Annotated in this window: 13 protein-coding genes; 6 read left to right on the forward strand and 7 right to left on the reverse strand. The window is 65.6% G+C overall.

What is annotated here, in order from left to right:
• Both EKH81_RS12840 and EKH81_RS12845 read right to left on the reverse strand, forming a co-directional pair.
• On the reverse strand, positions 1–1,696 hold a 1,696-nt coding region (locus EKH81_RS12840; RefSeq protein WP_162224625.1), incomplete at its 3' end, for a heavy metal translocating P-type ATPase.
• A 182-nt stretch (positions 1,697–1,878) separates the two neighbouring features.
• Positions 1,879–2,295: a thiol-disulfide oxidoreductase DCC family protein gene (locus EKH81_RS12845; RefSeq protein WP_132058623.1), complete on the reverse strand. Its 417-nt coding sequence runs from the start codon at positions 2,293–2,295 to the stop codon at positions 1,879–1,881.
• 94 nt (positions 2,296–2,389) lie between these two features.
• Between EKH81_RS12845 and EKH81_RS12850 the strand changes: the two genes are divergently transcribed.
• Both EKH81_RS12850 and EKH81_RS12855 read left to right on the forward strand, forming a co-directional pair.
• Positions 2,390–4,006: an HTTM domain-containing protein gene (locus tag EKH81_RS12850; RefSeq protein ID WP_132058622.1), complete on the forward strand. Its 1,617-nt coding sequence runs from the start codon at positions 2,390–2,392 to the stop codon at positions 4,004–4,006.
• A gap of 166 nt (positions 4,007–4,172) precedes the next feature.
• Positions 4,173–4,664: an acyl-CoA thioesterase gene (locus EKH81_RS12855; protein ID WP_132058621.1), complete on the forward strand. Its 492-nt coding sequence runs from the start codon at positions 4,173–4,175 to the stop codon at positions 4,662–4,664.
• A 23-nt stretch (positions 4,665–4,687) separates the two neighbouring features.
• On the opposite strand, the gene EKH81_RS12860 is transcribed toward EKH81_RS12855, so the two are convergent.
• The 4 genes from EKH81_RS12860 to EKH81_RS12875 form a co-directional block, all read right to left on the reverse strand.
• Positions 4,688–5,674: a ribonucleotide-diphosphate reductase subunit beta gene (locus tag EKH81_RS12860; protein ID WP_394352042.1), complete on the reverse strand. Its 987-nt coding sequence runs from the start codon at positions 5,672–5,674 to the stop codon at positions 4,688–4,690.
• Entirely contained in the window at positions 5,671–8,112 is a 2,442-nt protein-coding gene (locus EKH81_RS12865) for a ribonucleoside-diphosphate reductase subunit alpha (RefSeq protein WP_132058619.1), read from the reverse strand. Before EKH81_RS12865 ends, EKH81_RS12860 begins: the two co-directional genes overlap by 4 nt.
• A 319-nt stretch (positions 8,113–8,431) precedes the next feature.
• On the reverse strand, positions 8,432–10,198 hold the full coding sequence (locus EKH81_RS12870; RefSeq protein ID WP_132058618.1) for a Rieske (2Fe-2S) protein: 1,767 nt from the start codon (positions 10,196–10,198) through the stop codon (positions 8,432–8,434).
• An 81-nt stretch (positions 10,199–10,279) separates the two neighbouring features.
• Entirely contained in the window at positions 10,280–10,870 is a 591-nt protein-coding gene (locus EKH81_RS12875; protein WP_132058617.1) for an AsnC family transcriptional regulator, read from the reverse strand.
• 161 nt (positions 10,871–11,031) lie between these two features.
• On the opposite strand from EKH81_RS12875, the gene EKH81_RS12880 reads away from it, so the two are divergent.
• From EKH81_RS12880 to EKH81_RS12890, 3 genes are all read left to right on the forward strand, one after another.
• A complete protein-coding gene (locus EKH81_RS12880; protein WP_132058616.1) occupies positions 11,032–11,469 on the forward strand; it encodes an NUDIX hydrolase in 438 nt (145 codons plus the stop codon).
• A gap of 93 nt (positions 11,470–11,562) precedes the next feature.
• Positions 11,563–12,411 (forward strand): HoxN/HupN/NixA family nickel/cobalt transporter, encoded by an 849-nt coding sequence (locus EKH81_RS12885; protein ID WP_132058615.1) that lies wholly within the window; start codon positions 11,563–11,565, stop codon positions 12,409–12,411.
• An 81-nt stretch (positions 12,412–12,492) separates the two neighbouring features.
• A complete protein-coding gene (locus tag EKH81_RS12890; RefSeq protein ID WP_132058614.1) occupies positions 12,493–13,002 on the forward strand; it encodes a DUF3592 domain-containing protein in 510 nt (169 codons plus the stop codon).
• Between the two features lie 14 nt (positions 13,003–13,016).
• Here the strand turns inward: EKH81_RS12890 and EKH81_RS12895 are convergent, their stop codons facing one another.
• Positions 13,017–14,690 carry a potassium channel family protein gene (locus tag EKH81_RS12895; protein WP_132058613.1) on the reverse strand — a complete coding sequence of 558 codons (1,674 nt, stop codon included), beginning with the start codon at positions 14,688–14,690 and terminating at the stop codon, positions 13,017–13,019.
• 82 nt (positions 14,691–14,772) lie between these two features.
• Between EKH81_RS12895 and thiC the strand changes: the two genes are divergently transcribed.
• Positions 14,773–16,200, forward strand: a complete 1,428-nt coding sequence (gene thiC, locus EKH81_RS12900) for a phosphomethylpyrimidine synthase ThiC (RefSeq protein WP_132058612.1) — start codon at positions 14,773–14,775, stop codon at positions 16,198–16,200.
• The last annotated feature ends 24 nt before the right edge of the window (positions 16,201–16,224 follow it).

A 16,224-nucleotide genomic window follows, 5' to 3' on the forward strand; every position in this document is an offset into this window, starting at 1 on the left:
GTGTGGTTTTTTTCGCCCCCCCCCCGCCGGGGGGGGGGGCGCCCCCGCGGGGGCGCCCCCCCCCCGCGACCACGTCGGTCAGGCGCATCTCGCCTTCAGTCAGGGTGCCGGTCTTGTCGAACACCACGGTGTCCACGTCCCGAACGCGCTCCAGCACGTCGCCGCCCTTGAACAGCACGCCGTTCTGCGCGCCGATGGAGGTGCCGACCATCGTCGCGGCGGGCGTGGCGAGGCCGAGCGCGCAGGGGCACGCGATGAGGACCGCGGAGGCGAAGACGACGACCGCGAACTCGAAGGTCGAGACGGTGCCGCCCGCCACGACTTCGGGGCCGCCAGCCACGAGACCCCAGACCGGGAGCGACTGAACGAACCCCGCGAGTGTCTCGGGGAACAGGAACCAGGCCGCCCCCCAGAGCAGGGCGTTTACGATGACCGCGGGCACGAAGTACGCCGAGATGCGGTCGGCGACCTTCTGAATTTCGGGCTGGCGGCTCTGGGCCTCCTTGACCATCTGGACGATTTGCTGGAGCGCGGTCTCCTCGCCGACCTTGGTGGCCTCGACTCGGAGGACGCCGTTCTCGTTGACGGTCGCGCCCACCACCTCGTCGCCGGGCGACTTCTCGACCGGGACCGACTCGCCGGTGACCATCGACTCGTCCACCGCGCTCTCGCCCTCGACCACGTCGCCGTCGGTCGGGATTCGCTCGCCGGGCCGGACGACCATCACGTCGCCGACCTGCACGTCCTCGACGGGGACTTCTTTCTCCTCGCCGTCTTCGACGACGGTGGCCGTGTCGGCCTCCATCTCCAGCAGTTTCCGGAGCGCGTCGCTGGCTTGGCCTTTCGACCGGGCTTCGAGGTAGTTCCCGAGCGTGATGAACACGAGGATGAGCGCGGCCGTCTCGAAGTACAGACCTCCGGAGAGACCGAACAGGACCGCGACCGAGTAGAGGTACGCGGTCGTCGAACCGAGCGCGATGAGCACGTCCATGTTCGCGGTCCGGTTCCGGACGAGCGCGGTGTAGGAGTTCTCGTAGAACTCCTTGCCGAGCGCGACCTGCACCGGGGTCGCCAGCGCGAACATCACCCACCCGAGCGGAACCCCGAGAAGGCTCTCGCCGAGCAGGTCGGGAAACAGGAAGTGTTCGAGCATGAAGAAGACGAGCGGCGCGGAGAGGGCCGCGCCGAACAACGTCAGATTTCGCTGGCGGCGGATTTCGGCCTTCCGGGCGTCCTCCCGGCGGTCGCCCGCAGATTTGCCCTCGTCGTCGGATTCGTCCTCTCGAATCGGCTCGTAGCCCGCCGACTCGATGGCGTCGTAGAGGTCGTCGAGGTCGGCCTCTTCGGGGTTGTACCGGACGGTACCCTCGTCGGTCGCGTAGTTGACTTCGGCCTCCACGACGCCCGGCGTAGCTTCGAGCGCGCTCTCGTTGGCCTCCGAGCAGTTCGCACACGACATCCCGGAGATGCCGATGCTGACCTGCTCTGCGACCGGTTCGTAGCCCGCCGACTCGATGGCACGGTAGATTTCGGCCAGCGAGACGACTTCGGGGTCGTACTCGACGGTCCCCTCGTCGGTGGCGAAGTTGACGTTCGCCGCGAGGACGCCGTCCAACTCCCCGAGGGCGTCCTCGACGGTGCCCGAGCAGTTGGCACAGCTCATGCCTCGGATTTCGAGGCGCTCGGTTCTGGACATGGTGTTCACTCTGTCTAAACGTAGGGGACCCACGTTGAAGCGATTTGTCCCTTAGAAATCACGGTTCGAGTCGGGTTCGGACCGAAGAACGTTCGTCTCCGTGAGTTCGAGCTTTGGTTTCGAAAGCCAGAGGAAGCGTTCGCGGAGATGGCGGCGAGAGCGACGACCTCGAAGGCCGAGGGTCACTCCAGAAAGCGCGCTCCGACATCGCCCGACGGAATCGTACACTGGTCTTTCTTCCCGAACCACCGATACCGTCGGGCAGCCACGAAGTCGTACGCCCAATCGCGAATCGGACGCGGGACGAACCGAAGCGCCGAAATCGGCGCGTAGACGCCGCCGAGGTGGGCCGCGATTCGAGCGACGGCCGACGACTTGACGTACCAGTCGTCGCCCTCGACGAGGACGAGCGACTCCAGTTCGTCGGTCGGGAGTCCGCGCTCGGCCAGCAGTCGCTGGCCGACCTCCGACTGGAGCGACGCGAAGCGAAACCGGCCCTCGGGGTCCCGCGGAACGATGAACTGCACGAACCCGTTACAGAGGTTGCAGACGCCGTCGAACAGGACGATTGGCCCGCCGTCCGGAATCTCCGCGCTCATCACTGAGAGTTCGGACGCGGGCGAGTTGAGCGTTTCGGACTGCGGAAAGCTTATGAGAATTTGAGAGAGTCCCACACGGACGCCGGACGTATCCATGAACGGACCCTCCACTCCCGACAGTTCGAGCGGTCGGCTTGCGGCCCTCGCAGACCGACTCTCGGCCGGGGTCGCGCGGCGCTTCGAGGTAGACTACCGGGCGCTCGCCGCGTTCCGAATCGCGGTCGGCGGGCTGGTCGTCGCGGACCTGCTCCTCCGGTCGCGCGACCTCGTCGCGTTCTACACCGACGCGGGCGTGCTCCCTCGTCGGGCGCTGTTCGCGGACTACTCGGGCGCGTACTCGTTCCACGCGCTCTCGGGAGAGGCGTGGGTGCAGGTCGTCCTCTTCGCGCTCGCTGGCGGGTTCGCGTTCGCGCTCGTCGTCGGCTACCGAACCCGGACCGCGACCGTCGCGTCGTGGCTCCTGCTGGTGTCACTCCACATTCGGAATCCGATGGTCCTCAACAGCGGCGACACCCTGCTGCGAATGCTGCTGCTGTGGTCGATTTTCCTGCCCCTCGACGAGCGGTGGTCGGTCGCCGCACTGCGAAACGGTGGCGAACGGTCGGACGACTCGGCGGACGCTGGTCGAGACCGAGCACCCGTGGCCTCCGTCGCGACGGCGGCGCTGTTGGTCCAAGTCGTCCTGATGTACGTCACGAACGCGATTCACAAATTCAGAGGCGAGGCTTGGGTGGACGGCGAGGCGCTCGTCTACATCTTCAGCGCGGACCACTTCACGATTCTGCTCGGGAACGTCCTCGCCGAGTACCACGCGCTGCTGGAGGTGGCGTCGTACCTGTGGCTCGGTCTCATCGTCGTCTCCCCGCTGTTACTCGTGCTGACCGGGATTCCGCGGGCCGTCCTCGCGACGGTGTTCGTCGGGATGCACCTCGGCATGCTCGTCACGCTCCGCATCGACCTGTTCCCGCTCGTCGTGGTCGCGGGGCTGCTCGCGTTCTACCCGCCCGCGGTCTGGGACGCCGTGGCCCGGTTGGCCGCTCGTCTCGCACCGGCCGACAGAGATGTCCTCGATGCGCTCGCCCGGTGGGCTTCGGTGCTTCCCTCGACATCCGCACGCGACTCCGCGTCGGCGCTCGTCCGTGCGCCGACGCTCCCGCGCGGTTCGACCGTCGGCGGCGTCGCTTCGCGGGGTCGCGCGGCGTGTTTCGCGCTGATTCCGTACGTCCTTCTCGCGCTGGTCGTCATGTCGAACGCAGAGGCGGTCGATTACACCGAGGCGCCCGATATCGCCGAGAGCGCCCTCGACACCGTGCAGGCCGACCAGAGCTGGCAGATGTTCGCGCCGTATCCCACGCGGTCCACCCGGTGGTTCGCGGCCCCCGCCGACCTCGAAAGCGGCGAGCGAATCGACGCGTTCGACGGCTCGGCGGTCGATTTGGACAGGCCGGAGCGAGTCGAGCGGACGTATCCCACCTCGCGGTGGCGCAAGTACCTCTCGAACGTCCGGTCGGCCGACAACCGAAATCACCGGTCGTACCTCGGACGCTACCTCTGTGACCGCTGGAACCGCCACCACGACGACGACATCGAATCGGTCACGATTCATTACCTCTACGAGGTCTCGGACCCGTACGAGGGGACCACCTCCGACGGGAAGCGAACGCTCATCGAATACGAGTGCGGGGGCGAGTTCGTACAGGACCCCGCGTAGTCGGGCGCGACTCGGCGGCTGAATCGGGGAGTCGAACAGAGGAGTCAAATCGAGAAAGTCGTCGCGGGCGCGCTCACGGAGCGCGCCCGCGACGAACAGTTATGAAAGTTTATTTGCTTTATTGAAATCCTAGTGGTTTTATCTCGCCCGGCGTCCGACGTGGCGTATGGAACAGCAGACCGCGGTCGAGACCGCGACGCTGGCCGACTCGTACACCGAGATGAGCGAGATTCTGATGCCCGACGACACCAACAACCTCGGGCGGGCGCTCGGCGGGTCGGTCCTCCACTGGATGGACATCTGCGGCGCGATAGCGACCCGACGGTTCTCCCGGCGGCAGGTCGTCACGGCGTCGATGGACCACGTCGATTTTCTCGGCCCTATCGACCTCGGCGAAATCGCCGTCACGGAAGCCTACGTGTTCGACACGGGCGAGACCAGCATGGACGCGAAGGTAGACGTGTACGCAGAACGTCCGACCGACGACGAGCGCCGCGAGACCGCGACCTCGTTTTTCACCTTCGTCGCGCTCGACGACGACGAGAACTCGGCCCGGGTTCCCGAACTTGAGTGTCCGACCGACGAGCAGAAGCGAAAGCGCAGAGTCGCGCTCGAAGAGCGGTCGCGACGACGGGCCGAGTTCGCAGAGAAGGAGTAGCTACCCCGAGTTCCACGAGGAGACTACCAGTCGAGCGACCCGCCCGACCGGTATTCCGTGACCTGCGTCTCGAAGAAGTTCTTCTCCTTGTTGAGGTCGGTCGCCTCCGACATCCACGGGAAGGGGTTGTCGGTGCCGTACGATTCGGGCAAATCGAGTTGGCGGAGCCGACGGTCGGCGACGTACTCGACGTACTCCGCGAACTGTTCCGGTCCCATGCCGAGAATCTCGTCGGGACAGGCCTCGCGGGCGTAAATCTGTTCGAGTTCGACCGCGTCCTCGATGAGCGAGACGATTTCCGCGCCGAACTCGTCGGTCCAGACGCCGGGGCGCTCCTCGCGGACGGTGTTTATTAGGTCCACGCCGAACGCCAGATGGATGGACTCGTCGCGCATGATGTACTCGAACTGCTGGCCGATGCCGACCATCTTGTTCTTGCGCTTGAGTCCGAGCATCATGGCGAACCCCGCGTAGAAGAAGATTCCTTCCATGATGACGTAGAAGCCCACGAGGTCCCGGAGGAAGGCTCGAACGTCGGCGTCCGTCTCGATTTCGAAGTCGTCGTCGAGGATGGACTCGGTCAGGTCCACGACGTACTCGTCCTTCTCGGCGATGGACGGCACCTCGTCGTACATCCCGTAGACGTAGTCGGGGTCGAGTCCGAGCGAGTCACAGCAGTAGATGAAGGTGTCCGTGTGGATGGCCTCCTCGTAGGCCTGCCGGAGGAGGTACTGGCGACACTCCGGGGCGGTGACGTACTCGTAAAGCGCGAGCACGATGTTGTTGGCGGTCAGCGATTCGGCGGTCGAGAAGAAGCCGAGATTCCACTCGACCAACTGGCGCTCGGCGTCGGTGAGCGCGTCGCCGTTCCACTGGGCCACGTCCTCGCCCATCGGGACCTCCTCGGGCACCCAGTTGTTGTCCACCCCGGCGCGGTAGTACTCGCGCGCCCAGTCGTACTCGATGGGCAGAATCTTGTTCGGGTCGGTCTTGTCGTCGCTCAGAATCATTGGCACGCCTCGCAGGTCGGGTCCTCGACGCTCGGGAGGTCGCTCTCGTCGTTCGATTCATCGTCCTCGCTGTCCCCGCCGCCTGCGCCATCGTCCGCGCTCGACTGGCCGCGGGTCTGGGTCTTGCCGTACTCCGCCATGTCGAGCGTGGACTTCTCGATTTGGGACGCCCCGAGCGTCCGGAGGTAGTAGGTCGTCTTCACGCCGAGTTCCCACGCGGTCTGGTACACGTCGTCTAACAGCGACCCGTCGGTGGAGGGGAAGAAGACGTTGTGCGACACCGACTGGTCTATCCACTGGCCGCGCCGGGCGGTCAACCGAAGTTGGTGGCGCGGGTCGATTTCGAACGCGCTCCGGTGGCGCTCGCGCACGTCCGCGGGAATCTCGTCTATCTCCTGAATCGACCCGTCGTGGAACTTGATTCGGTCCACCAACTCCGCGCTCCAGAGGTCTCGGTCCTTGAGGTCGGCGACGAGGTGGTCGTTGACCACGGTGAAGTCGCCGCTCATGTTCGACTTGACGTAGAGGTTCGAGTAGAGCGGTTCGATGGAGGGCGTCGTGCCCGCGATGGTCGAGATGGTCGCGGTCGGCGCGATTGCCATCGTGTTGGAATTTCGCATGCCGTACTCGGCAATCGTTTCGCGAACCGCGTCCCAGTCCAGACGCTCCTCGCGCGGCAGGGGAATCTCCCGGCCGCGTTCGTCTTCGAGCAGGTCGAGGGTGTCGTGGGGCAGGATATCTCTGTCCCACTTCGACCCCTCGAACGAGGGGTACGCGCCGCGCTCGCCCGCCAACTCCGCGGAGGTCCGAATCGCGTGATACGAGACGAACTCCTGGGCTTCGTCGGCGAACTCGACTGCGTCCTCGGACGCGAACGGAACGCCCTGCTCGATGAGCGATTCGTGGAATCCCATCACGCCCATGCCGATTGGCCGGTGGCGCATGTTCGAGCGCTCGGCCTCCTCGGTCGGGTAGAAATTGAGGTCCACGACGTTGTCGAGCATTCGCATGCCGGTCTCGACCGACTCGCGCAGGCGCTCGCGGTCGAGACCGTCCGAACCGGTGTGCTCCGAGAGATTCACCGACCCGAGATTGCAGACCGCGTGTTCGTCTTGGCTCGTGTTGAGCGTGATTTCGGTGCAGAGGTTCGACGAGTGAACCACGCCCTCGTGGTCCTGGGGCGACCGGACGTTACAGGGGTCCTTGAAGGTAATCCACGGGTGGCCGGTCTCGAACAGGCGGGTGAGCGTGTCGCGCCAGAGGTCGGCGGCATCGACCGTCTCGTACTGGCGGAGTTCGCCCGCCTCGGCTTTCTCCTCGTACTCCCGGTACAGTTCCTCGAACTCCGCGCCGTACGTCTCGTGGAGTTCGGGCACCTCGTCCGGCGAGAACAGCGTCCACTCCTCGCCCGCCTGAACGCGCTTGACGAACAGGTCCGGAATCCACGCCGCGGTGTTCATGTCGTGAGTCCGGCGGCGCTCGTCGCCCGTGTTGCGCCGGAGGTCGATGAACTCCGGGTAGTCGAGGTGCCAACACGCCAGATACGCGCAGGCCGCCCCGCGGCGCTTGCCCGACCGATTGATAGCCGCGGTCACGTCGTTCGAAATCTTGAGAAACGGCACGACGCCGGTGGACTCGACGCCAGTCGATTCGATGAGCGCGCCCGACGCGCGCAGGGGCGTCCAGTCGTTTCCGAGACCGCCGCTCCACTTCGAGAGCTGGGCGTGGCCCTTGTACGAGTCGAAGATGCCTTCGAGGTCGTCGGGAACGGTCGTCAGATAGCACGAACTCAACTGGGCGTGGGTCGTCCCGGCGTGGAACAGCGTCGGACTCGACGGCACGAACCGGAGCGTGGACATGACCTCGTAGAACTCCTGCGCGCGCTCCTCGCGCTCCGCGACGGGTTCGCGGAGCGCGAGGCCCATCGCCACCCGCATCCAGAAGCCCTGCGGGAGTTCGAGGCGCTCGCCGTCGGCGGTTTTGAGGAAGTACCGCTGGTAGAGCGTGTCGAGGGCCATGTAGTCGAATCGCTCGTCGCGGTCGGGGACGAGCGCCCCGGCCATCTCGTCGAGGTCGTAGGCCAGCATTCGCTCGTCGAGCAGGCCCTCGGTCACGCCCCGGACGACGTTCTCGGCGAACGTCTCGCGGTACGCCGAATCGAGGTCGTCGGGGCGCTCGCCGATTACCTCCCGGTTGTACTGTTCGCGAAAGAGCGCCGCGGCGACCCGCTTGTACGCGGGGTCGCGCTCGACGCGGGCGGTCGCCGCACCGATGGCGGCGTCGTACAGTTCCTCGCGGGACGCTCCCTCGTAGAGGCTTCGTTCGGTCTCGGTCACGAGGTCCGCCAGCACCTCGTCGGTGACGACGTCCTCGTTACCCCTCCGGGCGCGGTCGATGACCGCGCGTATCGTGTCTGTCGTGGTGGTCGTCTGACTCATGGTTGGGTCTGGCCGAGACGGGGACCGCGGGCCGCGTTCGGCGATTCGAAGCCGGATTCGTCCGACAGCATCGCCACTAATCGGCCTCGTGAGACGGTCACTCCCGATTTCCCCGGCCGTACCCGTGGCTGTTCGGCGCGACCCGGATAAAGTTTTCCAAGCTTGGTTTCAGAAAGTCAAGTGAGTTTTCAAAGCCGGGGAGGCGGCTCATACTGTCGGCTGTAATTCTTCGAACGGGGGTGACACAGAAGCCGACGGAGAGAGTCGATAGAACGAACAGTCCCGCCGAGTGATATTCGCGTGCTTACAGCCGACAGTATCAGGACTCGTGGACCTTCTCGCCCCGATTCAGCCTGTCCGCGATGGTGAACGTCTGCTCGGCCGACCGGCGCGTGGGGACGTGTGCGGCCACGTAGCGCGCGGTCGCGACCATGTGCGTGCGAGCGTCGGCGGGGTCGTCCGCGAGGTCGAACTGCTCGAAGGCGGCCTCGACGTTCTGGAGCGTGTGGAAGTCGGCGTCCTCCCGAAGCAGGCCCTCGCCGAGGACGCGCTTGAGTTCGGCCGGGTCGCCGCCGTCACGGAGATACGCCGCGACCAGACGCCCGGCGCGGTTCACCTCGCCCTCCTCGTCGAAGGCGTCGAGGAGTTCGGTCCGGAGGTCGTCGGGGGCCTCGACCTCGGTCCCGTCGGGAATCGGCGTCGGCGGGGTGTTGAGGAAGCGGTCGAGGTAGACGCTCATCGCCCCGGCGAACGCGGCACGGTAGGCCGCGATGGAGTCGGTCCGGCGGGCGGCCTTCCGGACCGCGTTCGCGTAGGTGTAGGTGTGGTGGACCGTGTTCCAGTCGTTGAACTCGTTGCTCGTGCCGAACTGCGCGACCCGGATTCCGGCGGCCTGAGCGACCCCTGCCGCGACCTGCTCGGGGGTCGCGCCGTTCTGGACCGCGGCCTTCGTCGCGGTCACGATTTCCTCGGGGTCGTCAGAGAGGAGCGTGTCGGTGAAGCCGTCGGGGGCGTCCCACCTCTCGTCCGCGCCGTCTTCGACGAGGTCGGGGAGTTCGTCGTAGGCGTCGAACGTGAGTTCGGCGATGTCGATGGGCTGACGCCACGACGAGAGTTCCTCCGAGCGCGTGGCCTGCGTGAGTCGCGGAATCACGCTCGGCAGGACTTCGGGCGCGTGGTCCCACCCGACGTGGTCGAGCGCCTCGCACGCCTTGTTGACGAAGTCGAAGGTGTGGCCCGCGTCCATGTAGAGGTGGTCGGTCGCGGCCAGATAGAGGATGTCCGCGACTTCCTCCGGTTCGAGCGTTGCGATGGCGGTCTGGAGACACCGTTCGGCACCATCACGGTCCCGGACCTCGACGGTCTCTCGGAACCACGATTCGAGGCGCTCGCGCGAGAGGTCCCGCGCCGAGAACGAGGGCTGGTCGAATTTGGGCGGTTCCCCTTGACAGTCCTCCGCGACGTGATACAGGCCGGTGTAGAGCGCGCGCGTTCGGTCCTCCGTTCGGAGCGACTTCTGTAGGTTCGCCATCGCCGAGAGGATGGTCAGGCCCGAACTCCACCCGTCGTCGCGGTACGTGGCTCCGAATGTCAGGCCGAGTTCGAGCGGGTCGGTGTAGGGCACGTCCTCGTCGGCCAGCCCGAGGACCGACTTTGCCACGACGAGGCGCAAGCTCTCTTCCAGCCCGGTTTCGAGTCTGTTCGTCCAGTGTTCGACCGGCGGGAGGTCGGGGTCGGGATGGGGGTTCACGAACACCTCGCCGTCCCGGACCTCGACCGGAAAGCTCTGTACGTCGTCGGCCCACGGGTCGAAGGTGTCGCCACAGGAGAGTTCGAATCGGGCGTGGTGCCAGTGGCAGGTCAGGATGCCGTCGTCCACGGTGCCGTCCGCGAGCGGAAACCCCATGTGGGGACACCGATTGTCCACGGCGCGAAACACCCCCTCGTGGTAAAACAGCGCGAGCGAGCGCCCGTCGGCGCGCACGACCGTCCGGCCTTCTTCGCGGAGTTCGTCGGCGTCGCAGACGCCGACGAACTCCACGCTCGGTGTCGCCCCTTCAGCCTGCTCAGATTCTTCGGTTGCCATGGATAGGGATTTGTCACCATCCCTCAAAACGATTCGCTGAAACCGAATTTTGTAAGCAAATCTATGTTTCGGGGGCGAGCGTCAGGCCGCCTCCTTCATCTCCTCGTACCGGTCCTCGAACCGGGCCTGACACGACGAGCAGCAGAACTGGTAGAGGTCGCCGTCGATGCGGGAAGATTCGCCCTCGCTGGTGACGGTGTTGCCACACTCGTCGCACTCCAGCGCGAACTCGACGCCCTCGGGTTCGGGGTTCCACGACGAGTCGGCGAGGAGTTTCACGTCGTACTCCCGAATCGCGTCGGCGTCGAACGACTCGGCGAGCAGGGGTTCGACCGCACCGTCCCGCACGCGGGCGTGGAAGACGACGTGGCCGTCGGCGGTGACGAAGACGTGTTCGACCCGGTCGATATCCTCGACGCCCGACCGGACCTCGGCGACCCGGCCGGGTTCGGCGTGGAGGTCCACGAGGACCGCGACCCCCTCCGAGAGGAGCGACCGGTCCAAATCGACGGTGAACTGCTCGATGACGCCGAGTTCGACGAGGCGGTCGATTCGGTCCGACACCGTCGGCGGCGACAGGCCGACGGCGTCGGCGATTTCGTTGAACGGGCGGCGAGCGTCGGTGACGAGGTGCTGGAGGATTTCGAGGTCGGTTTCGTCGAGTTGGCGCATTTCCCTCGTAGTTGCGTGTCCACCGAGAAACAGTTTTCGTCGCGTCTCGCCGAGACACGGCCGAAGGGAATCTGCGAAAAAGGGGCGCGTTCGATGCCCTTACCCTCCTTAATACACCTTGCAGAAACCTTTTTACGGGAAACCGTCGTCGAGTGACAAAAATGTCTGCAGAGACGGAAGTGTCCGCGGGGGGAGTGACGTACGTCCAGAAGGCGTGCGCGTACATCACGCGGGGCGACAGCGAACTGCTCGTGTTCGAGGGGCCGGGTCACGAGAACTTACAGATACCGAAAGGGACCATCGAGTCGGGCGAAACGCCCCGCGAAGCGGTGTTTCGCGAGATTGTCGAGGAGACCGGCTTGGGGGCGCTCGACGGAACGCGCCACGTCGCGACCGACGTGTGGCGGCGGCGTCCCGCCCGGCGATACGTCCGGCACTTCTTCCACGCGACCGTCCACGAACCTCGCGACGAGTGGACCCACACCGTGACCGGGGAGGGCGAGGAGTCCGGGGCGGAGTTCGAACTCTCGTGGGTCGAACTCCCCACCGGGTCGGAGTTCGCGCTGTCGCTCGACGACTACGTGCATCTGGTCGCGTGACCGGCGGGCGCGGACTCGAGGAGCCGGATTATTACGGCCGCCCCGAATCGGTAATAACAATTCGTTTACGGTCGGTCGGACAACTTCCGACCGATGATTCCGAGTGACGCGGTGGGGCTGTTCGCCGGGGCGATAGCGCTCGGTGCGATTCACGGTGTCGAACCCGGACACGGCTGGCCGGTCGCGGCGAGCTACGCCCTCGACCAGTCGAACAAGTGGCTCTACGGCTTCGCGGCGAGTTTCATTCTCGGTCTCGGCCACCTCGTGAGCAGCATCGCCATGGTGCTCGCGTTCTTCTTCGCGAAGTCGTACTTCGAACTCACGGAGGTCAACGAACCGCTGTCGGTCTGGGGCGTCGAAGTCGGCGGTCCGGTAGGTATCGTGGCCGGAGTGTTGTTGATTCTGCTCGGGGTGCGCGAGTATTTCCACGGGCACAGCCACTCGCACGTCGGTGACGGTCGCGAAGGCGACGAGTCGCACGACAGCGACCATACTCACGACCACGACCACGGACACACTCACGACCACGAACACGACCACGAACACGGACACACTCACGACCACAACCACGACGCCGACCGGAGTTTCCTCGACAAAGTCCGAATCGCCCTCCCCTTCGTCGGGGGCCACGAACACGCCTCCGCGGACGACGCGGCCGACCGCGGCCTGTGGGGAATCGCGTGGTTCGCGTTCGTCCTCGGGTTCGCCCACGAGGAGGAGTTCGAAATCATCGCGCTGTGCGCCGGGTCGGACTACTGCCTCTCGCTGATGACGACGTACGCGCTGACGGTTATCGTCGGAATCGTGGGGCTGACGCTCCTGCTCATCGCGGGATACGAGCGCCACGAGGAGCGGGTCGAGCGATACACCGACTACCTCCCGGCGTTCTCGGCGGCCGTGCTGATACTCATGGGCGTCGGGTTCGTCGCGGGAGTGTTCTGAGTCCGGGGGTCCACAGCACCGGCGACAAATTACAGCAGGAAAATCGCCATATTTAACGGTGATGAGAAGTCAACTTCGAGTATGTCAGATGGTTCAGGTTTCAGCGTCGGCGGCAAACAGTTGAGCGCCGCGCAGGGCGGACTGCTGTTCCTCGTAATCGGACTGGGAGCCAGCGGCTTCGGCGCGTACGACTACGTCCAGCAGTCCGACGCGGTGAACGAGGCGGTCGAAGTCGACGCCACGGTCGTCGAGACCGGCGTCGATTCGGTCAGGGGCGGTAGTTCGCCGGGCGTCGATTACAAACCCGAGGTGACTTTCGAGTACGAGTACGACGGCGAGACGTACACCGGAAACAACGTCTTCCCGGCCACGATTAGCCGGAACTACGATACGCGGTCGGCCGCGGCGTCGGTGCTGGAGGGGTACGACGAAGGCGAGACGGTGACCGCGTACGTAAACCCCGACTCGCCGGGCGACGCGTTCCTCAAGGACGAGAAGTCGAACAGTCCGCTCCTGTTCGTCGGAATCGGCGGTCTGTTCGCCGTGGTCGGTGGCTCGTCGCTCTTCAAGTCCGTCAGAAGCGGCCGGTAGCGCCGTCTCCGTTCTCAGTTCGCGAGCGTGGTGAACCGATGCACGCCCTCGTCGGTTCCCGCGACGATTACGTCGTCGCCGTGTTGAAGTCGGAACTCCGGCCCGACGCTCGTCACGACTTCCCCGTTGCGCTCGACAGCGACCACGGTAACGCCCGTTCGGGCACGCACATTGGCCTCCGCGAGGGTCTGACCCGCGAGTTTCGGGGCGGAGGTCCGGACGATTTCCACCTGCTTGTTCATCGACATCACGTCCTCGTCTTCGAGGATAGTCGAGGCGAGCATCCGACCCGAGACGGTCGCGAGCGCCAGCACGTAGTCCGCGCCCGCCCGGTAGATTTTCTGGACGCTCTCGGTCTCCTCGGCGCGGGCGAGCACCTCGACGTCCGGGTCGAGGTTCCGAACCACGAGCGTTCCGAAGCCGGTCAGCGTGTCGTCGGCCAGCGTCAGCACGACCGTGCGGGCGTCGTCGATGCCTGCCTCGCGGAGCGTCTCGGGGTCGGTCGCGTCACCGATGACGTCCACGCCGGGCTTGTCCTCGATATCGATAGTGGTGTACGACATGTCGGCGGCCGCGAGTTCCCCGGCGACAGTCGAACCGACCTCGCCGAAACCGACGATGAGGACGGTACCGCTCCGAGACGGGCGGACCTGCGAGCGCGTGAGGTGTGTGAGGCGGTCGAGTTGGGCCGGGTTGCCGGTGACCAGTAGAATCGTTCCGGCGGCGAGTTCGAAGTCGGGCGACGGCGGCGTATCGAACTCGCCGCGGACCCACGCGCCGACGACGTTCACGCCCGCTCGCTCCCGAATACCGCTCTCGGCGAGCGTCTGGCCCACGAGGTCGCTCCCGCGCTGGACCGGGATTTCGGCGACCTCGAACTCCTCGCCGATTTCGACGGTCGCGTCCGACGGGGAGCGACCGTCCCGCGAGTCTCTCAAGTTCCCGTCGAGTTCGGCGGTGACGCTGGTCGTGACCTTGGCGGCGAGGCTCTCGCCGAGGAGTTCGCGCGGCGACAGCACCTCGTCCACGCCCGCGAGTTCGTGGTAGGCTCCGAGTTCGGGGTCCTCGACTACGCTGACGACTCGCACGTCCTCGGCGGCCTCGCGGGCGGTGAGAACGATTCCCACGTCCACCTCGTCGCTCGCGTCGGCGACGAGCGCGGACGCCTCCTCGACGTTAGCGTTCAGCAGGGTCTCGACCGATTGGGGGTCGCCGTGGACGACCCGGTAGCCCGACTCGTAGAGGTCGGTCGCGCGCTCGCGGTCGGGTTCGACCACGACGTACTCGACGCCCCACGATTCGAGTTCCGCGACGAGCGCCTCTGCGCGCGGCGAGAAGGTGCAGATGACGACGTGGTCCTCGACGTCCTCGACGCGAGTCGGAAGCGTGGTCGAGAGCGCCTCCTCGAACAGCGGCACGATGAAGACCGGGAGCGCCATGAAGATGAGCAGCACGCCGGTCAGGTCCATCAGGACGACGAACGCGGTCATCTCGACCGACTCCCACGGCGCGTTCGACCCGTAGCCGGTCGTGGTGAACGTCTCGACGACGACCTGAAGCGAGTGGTGGAACGGCTGTGGTCGGTTCTCGAACGCTGACATCCCGTAGTCGTACGCCACCGAGAAGCCGAGGATGACCGCCGCGAGCGTGGCGAGATACGAGACGGTCCGGCGCTGCCACGTGTCCATCAGGAGGTGATTTCGGTGTCACGCTTAAACGTGTTCGGGAGTTCGGGCACACTTATTACCTAGTAGTATAACCTAGTGATTCATGACGCAGTTGCGAGCGGCGAGACGCGGAATCGTGACCGACGAGATGAAACGAATCGCAGAGCGCGAACAGGTGGAACCCGAGTTCGTGCGCGAGCGAGTCGCCGAGGGGCAGGCGGTGATTCCAGCGAACGTCGAACACGACCGACTCGACCCGATGATAATCGGACGCGAGTTCGCGACGAAAGTCAACGCCAACATCGGAAACAGCGAACCGGAGAGCGACGTCAACGGCGAACTCGAAAAGCTCCACGTCGCGGTCCACTACGGCGCGGACACCGTGATGGACCTTTCGACGGGCGGGGATTTGGACCGAATCCGGGTGGCGAACGTCGAGCGGTCGCCGATTCCGGTCGGGACCGTCCCCATCTACGAGGCCGTCAAGCGCGCCGAGAGCGTCGAGGACATCACCCCGGACCTCCTCCTCGACGTCATCGAGAAACAGGCCGCTCAGGGCGTCGATTACCAGACGATTCACGCGGGAGTGCTGATGGAACACCTCCCGCTGACCGACGGGCGCAAGACCGGCATCGTCTCGCGAGGCGGGTCCATCCTCGCGGAGTGGATGGAGCGAAACGAGAGCCAGAACCCCCTCTACACCGAGTTCGAGCGAATTTGCGAGGTGTTCGCGGAGTACGATGTGACGTTCAGCCTCGGCGACGGACTTCGACCGGGATGTCTGGCCGACGCGAGCGACGACGCCCAATTCGCGGAGTTGGAGACGCTCGGTGAACTCACACGAACCGCGCGCGACCACGGCGTGCAGGTGATGGTCGAGGGACCGGGGCACGTCCCGATGGACCAGATAGCGGCGAACGTCGAGCGCCAGCGGGAGGTGTGTGACGGCGCTCCCTTCTACGTCCTCGGTCCGCTCGTGACCGACATCGCACCGGGCTACGACCACATCACCAGCGCAATCGGCGCGACGGAGGCCGCCCGCGCCGGGGCCGCGATGCTGTGTTATGTGACCCCGAAAGAGCACCTCGGTCTGCCCGACGCCGAGGACGTGCGCGAGGGACTGGCGGCCTACCGAATCGCGGCCCACGCCGCCGACGTGGCGTGCGGTCGCGAGGGCGCGCGCGACTGGGACGACGCGCTCTCGGAGGCCCGGTACGACTTCGACTGGGAGCGCCAGTTCGAACTCGCGCTCGACCCCGAACGCGCCAGGTCGTACCACGACCAGACGCTTCCGGGTGACAACTACAAGGAGGCGCGATTCTGCTCGATGTGCGGCGCGGAGTTCTGTTCGATGCGAATCGACCAAGACGCCAGAGACGCGGGCGAGATGGACACACTCGGCGACGAGACCGACCTCGCGAACTCACCTGCCGCGGAGGTGAATCGTCCACCCGTCGGAGTCCACGAATCGAATGGAAGCCGCCAAACCGACCGCGACTCCGAGAGCGAGTACCCCGCGACCGATGACTGAGCGACCCCGCGACTCACGAGAACG

This window comes from Halorussus amylolyticus (assembly GCF_004143485.2).
Taxonomy (GTDB): Archaea; Halobacteriota; Halobacteria; order Halobacteriales; family Haladaptataceae; genus Halorussus; species Halorussus amylolyticus.

What these genes read in the sequence shown, in the direction of transcription:
- EKH81_RS12850 (WP_132058622.1), top strand. Translation starts at nt 2,390, where the DNA reads ATGAACGGACCCTCCACTCCCGACAGTTCGAGCGGTCGGCTTGCGGCC.
- EKH81_RS12860 (WP_394352042.1), bottom strand. Translation starts at nt 5,674, where the DNA reads ATGATTCTGAGCGACGACAAGACCGACCCGAACAAGATTCTGCCCATC.
- EKH81_RS12880 (WP_132058616.1), top strand. Translation starts at nt 11,032, where the DNA reads ATGTCTGCAGAGACGGAAGTGTCCGCGGGGGGAGTGACGTACGTCCAG.
- EKH81_RS12870 (WP_132058618.1), bottom strand. Translation starts at nt 10,198, where the DNA reads ATGGCAACCGAAGAATCTGAGCAGGCTGAAGGGGCGACACCGAGCGTG.
- EKH81_RS12855 (WP_132058621.1), top strand. Translation starts at nt 4,173, where the DNA reads ATGGAACAGCAGACCGCGGTCGAGACCGCGACGCTGGCCGACTCGTAC.
- EKH81_RS12845 (WP_132058623.1), bottom strand. Translation starts at nt 2,295, where the DNA reads ATGAGCGCGGAGATTCCGGACGGCGGGCCAATCGTCCTGTTCGACGGC.
- EKH81_RS12865 (WP_132058619.1), bottom strand. Translation starts at nt 8,112, where the DNA reads ATGAGTCAGACGACCACCACGACAGACACGATACGCGCGGTCATCGAC.
- EKH81_RS12875 (WP_132058617.1), bottom strand. Translation starts at nt 10,870, where the DNA reads ATGCGCCAACTCGACGAAACCGACCTCGAAATCCTCCAGCACCTCGTC.
- EKH81_RS12895 (WP_132058613.1), bottom strand. Translation starts at nt 14,690, where the DNA reads ATGGACACGTGGCAGCGCCGGACCGTCTCGTATCTCGCCACGCTCGCG.
- thiC (WP_132058612.1), top strand. Translation starts at nt 14,773, where the DNA reads ATGACGCAGTTGCGAGCGGCGAGACGCGGAATCGTGACCGACGAGATG.
- EKH81_RS12890 (WP_132058614.1), top strand. Translation starts at nt 12,493, where the DNA reads ATGTCAGATGGTTCAGGTTTCAGCGTCGGCGGCAAACAGTTGAGCGCC.
- EKH81_RS12885 (WP_132058615.1), top strand. Translation starts at nt 11,563, where the DNA reads ATGATTCCGAGTGACGCGGTGGGGCTGTTCGCCGGGGCGATAGCGCTC.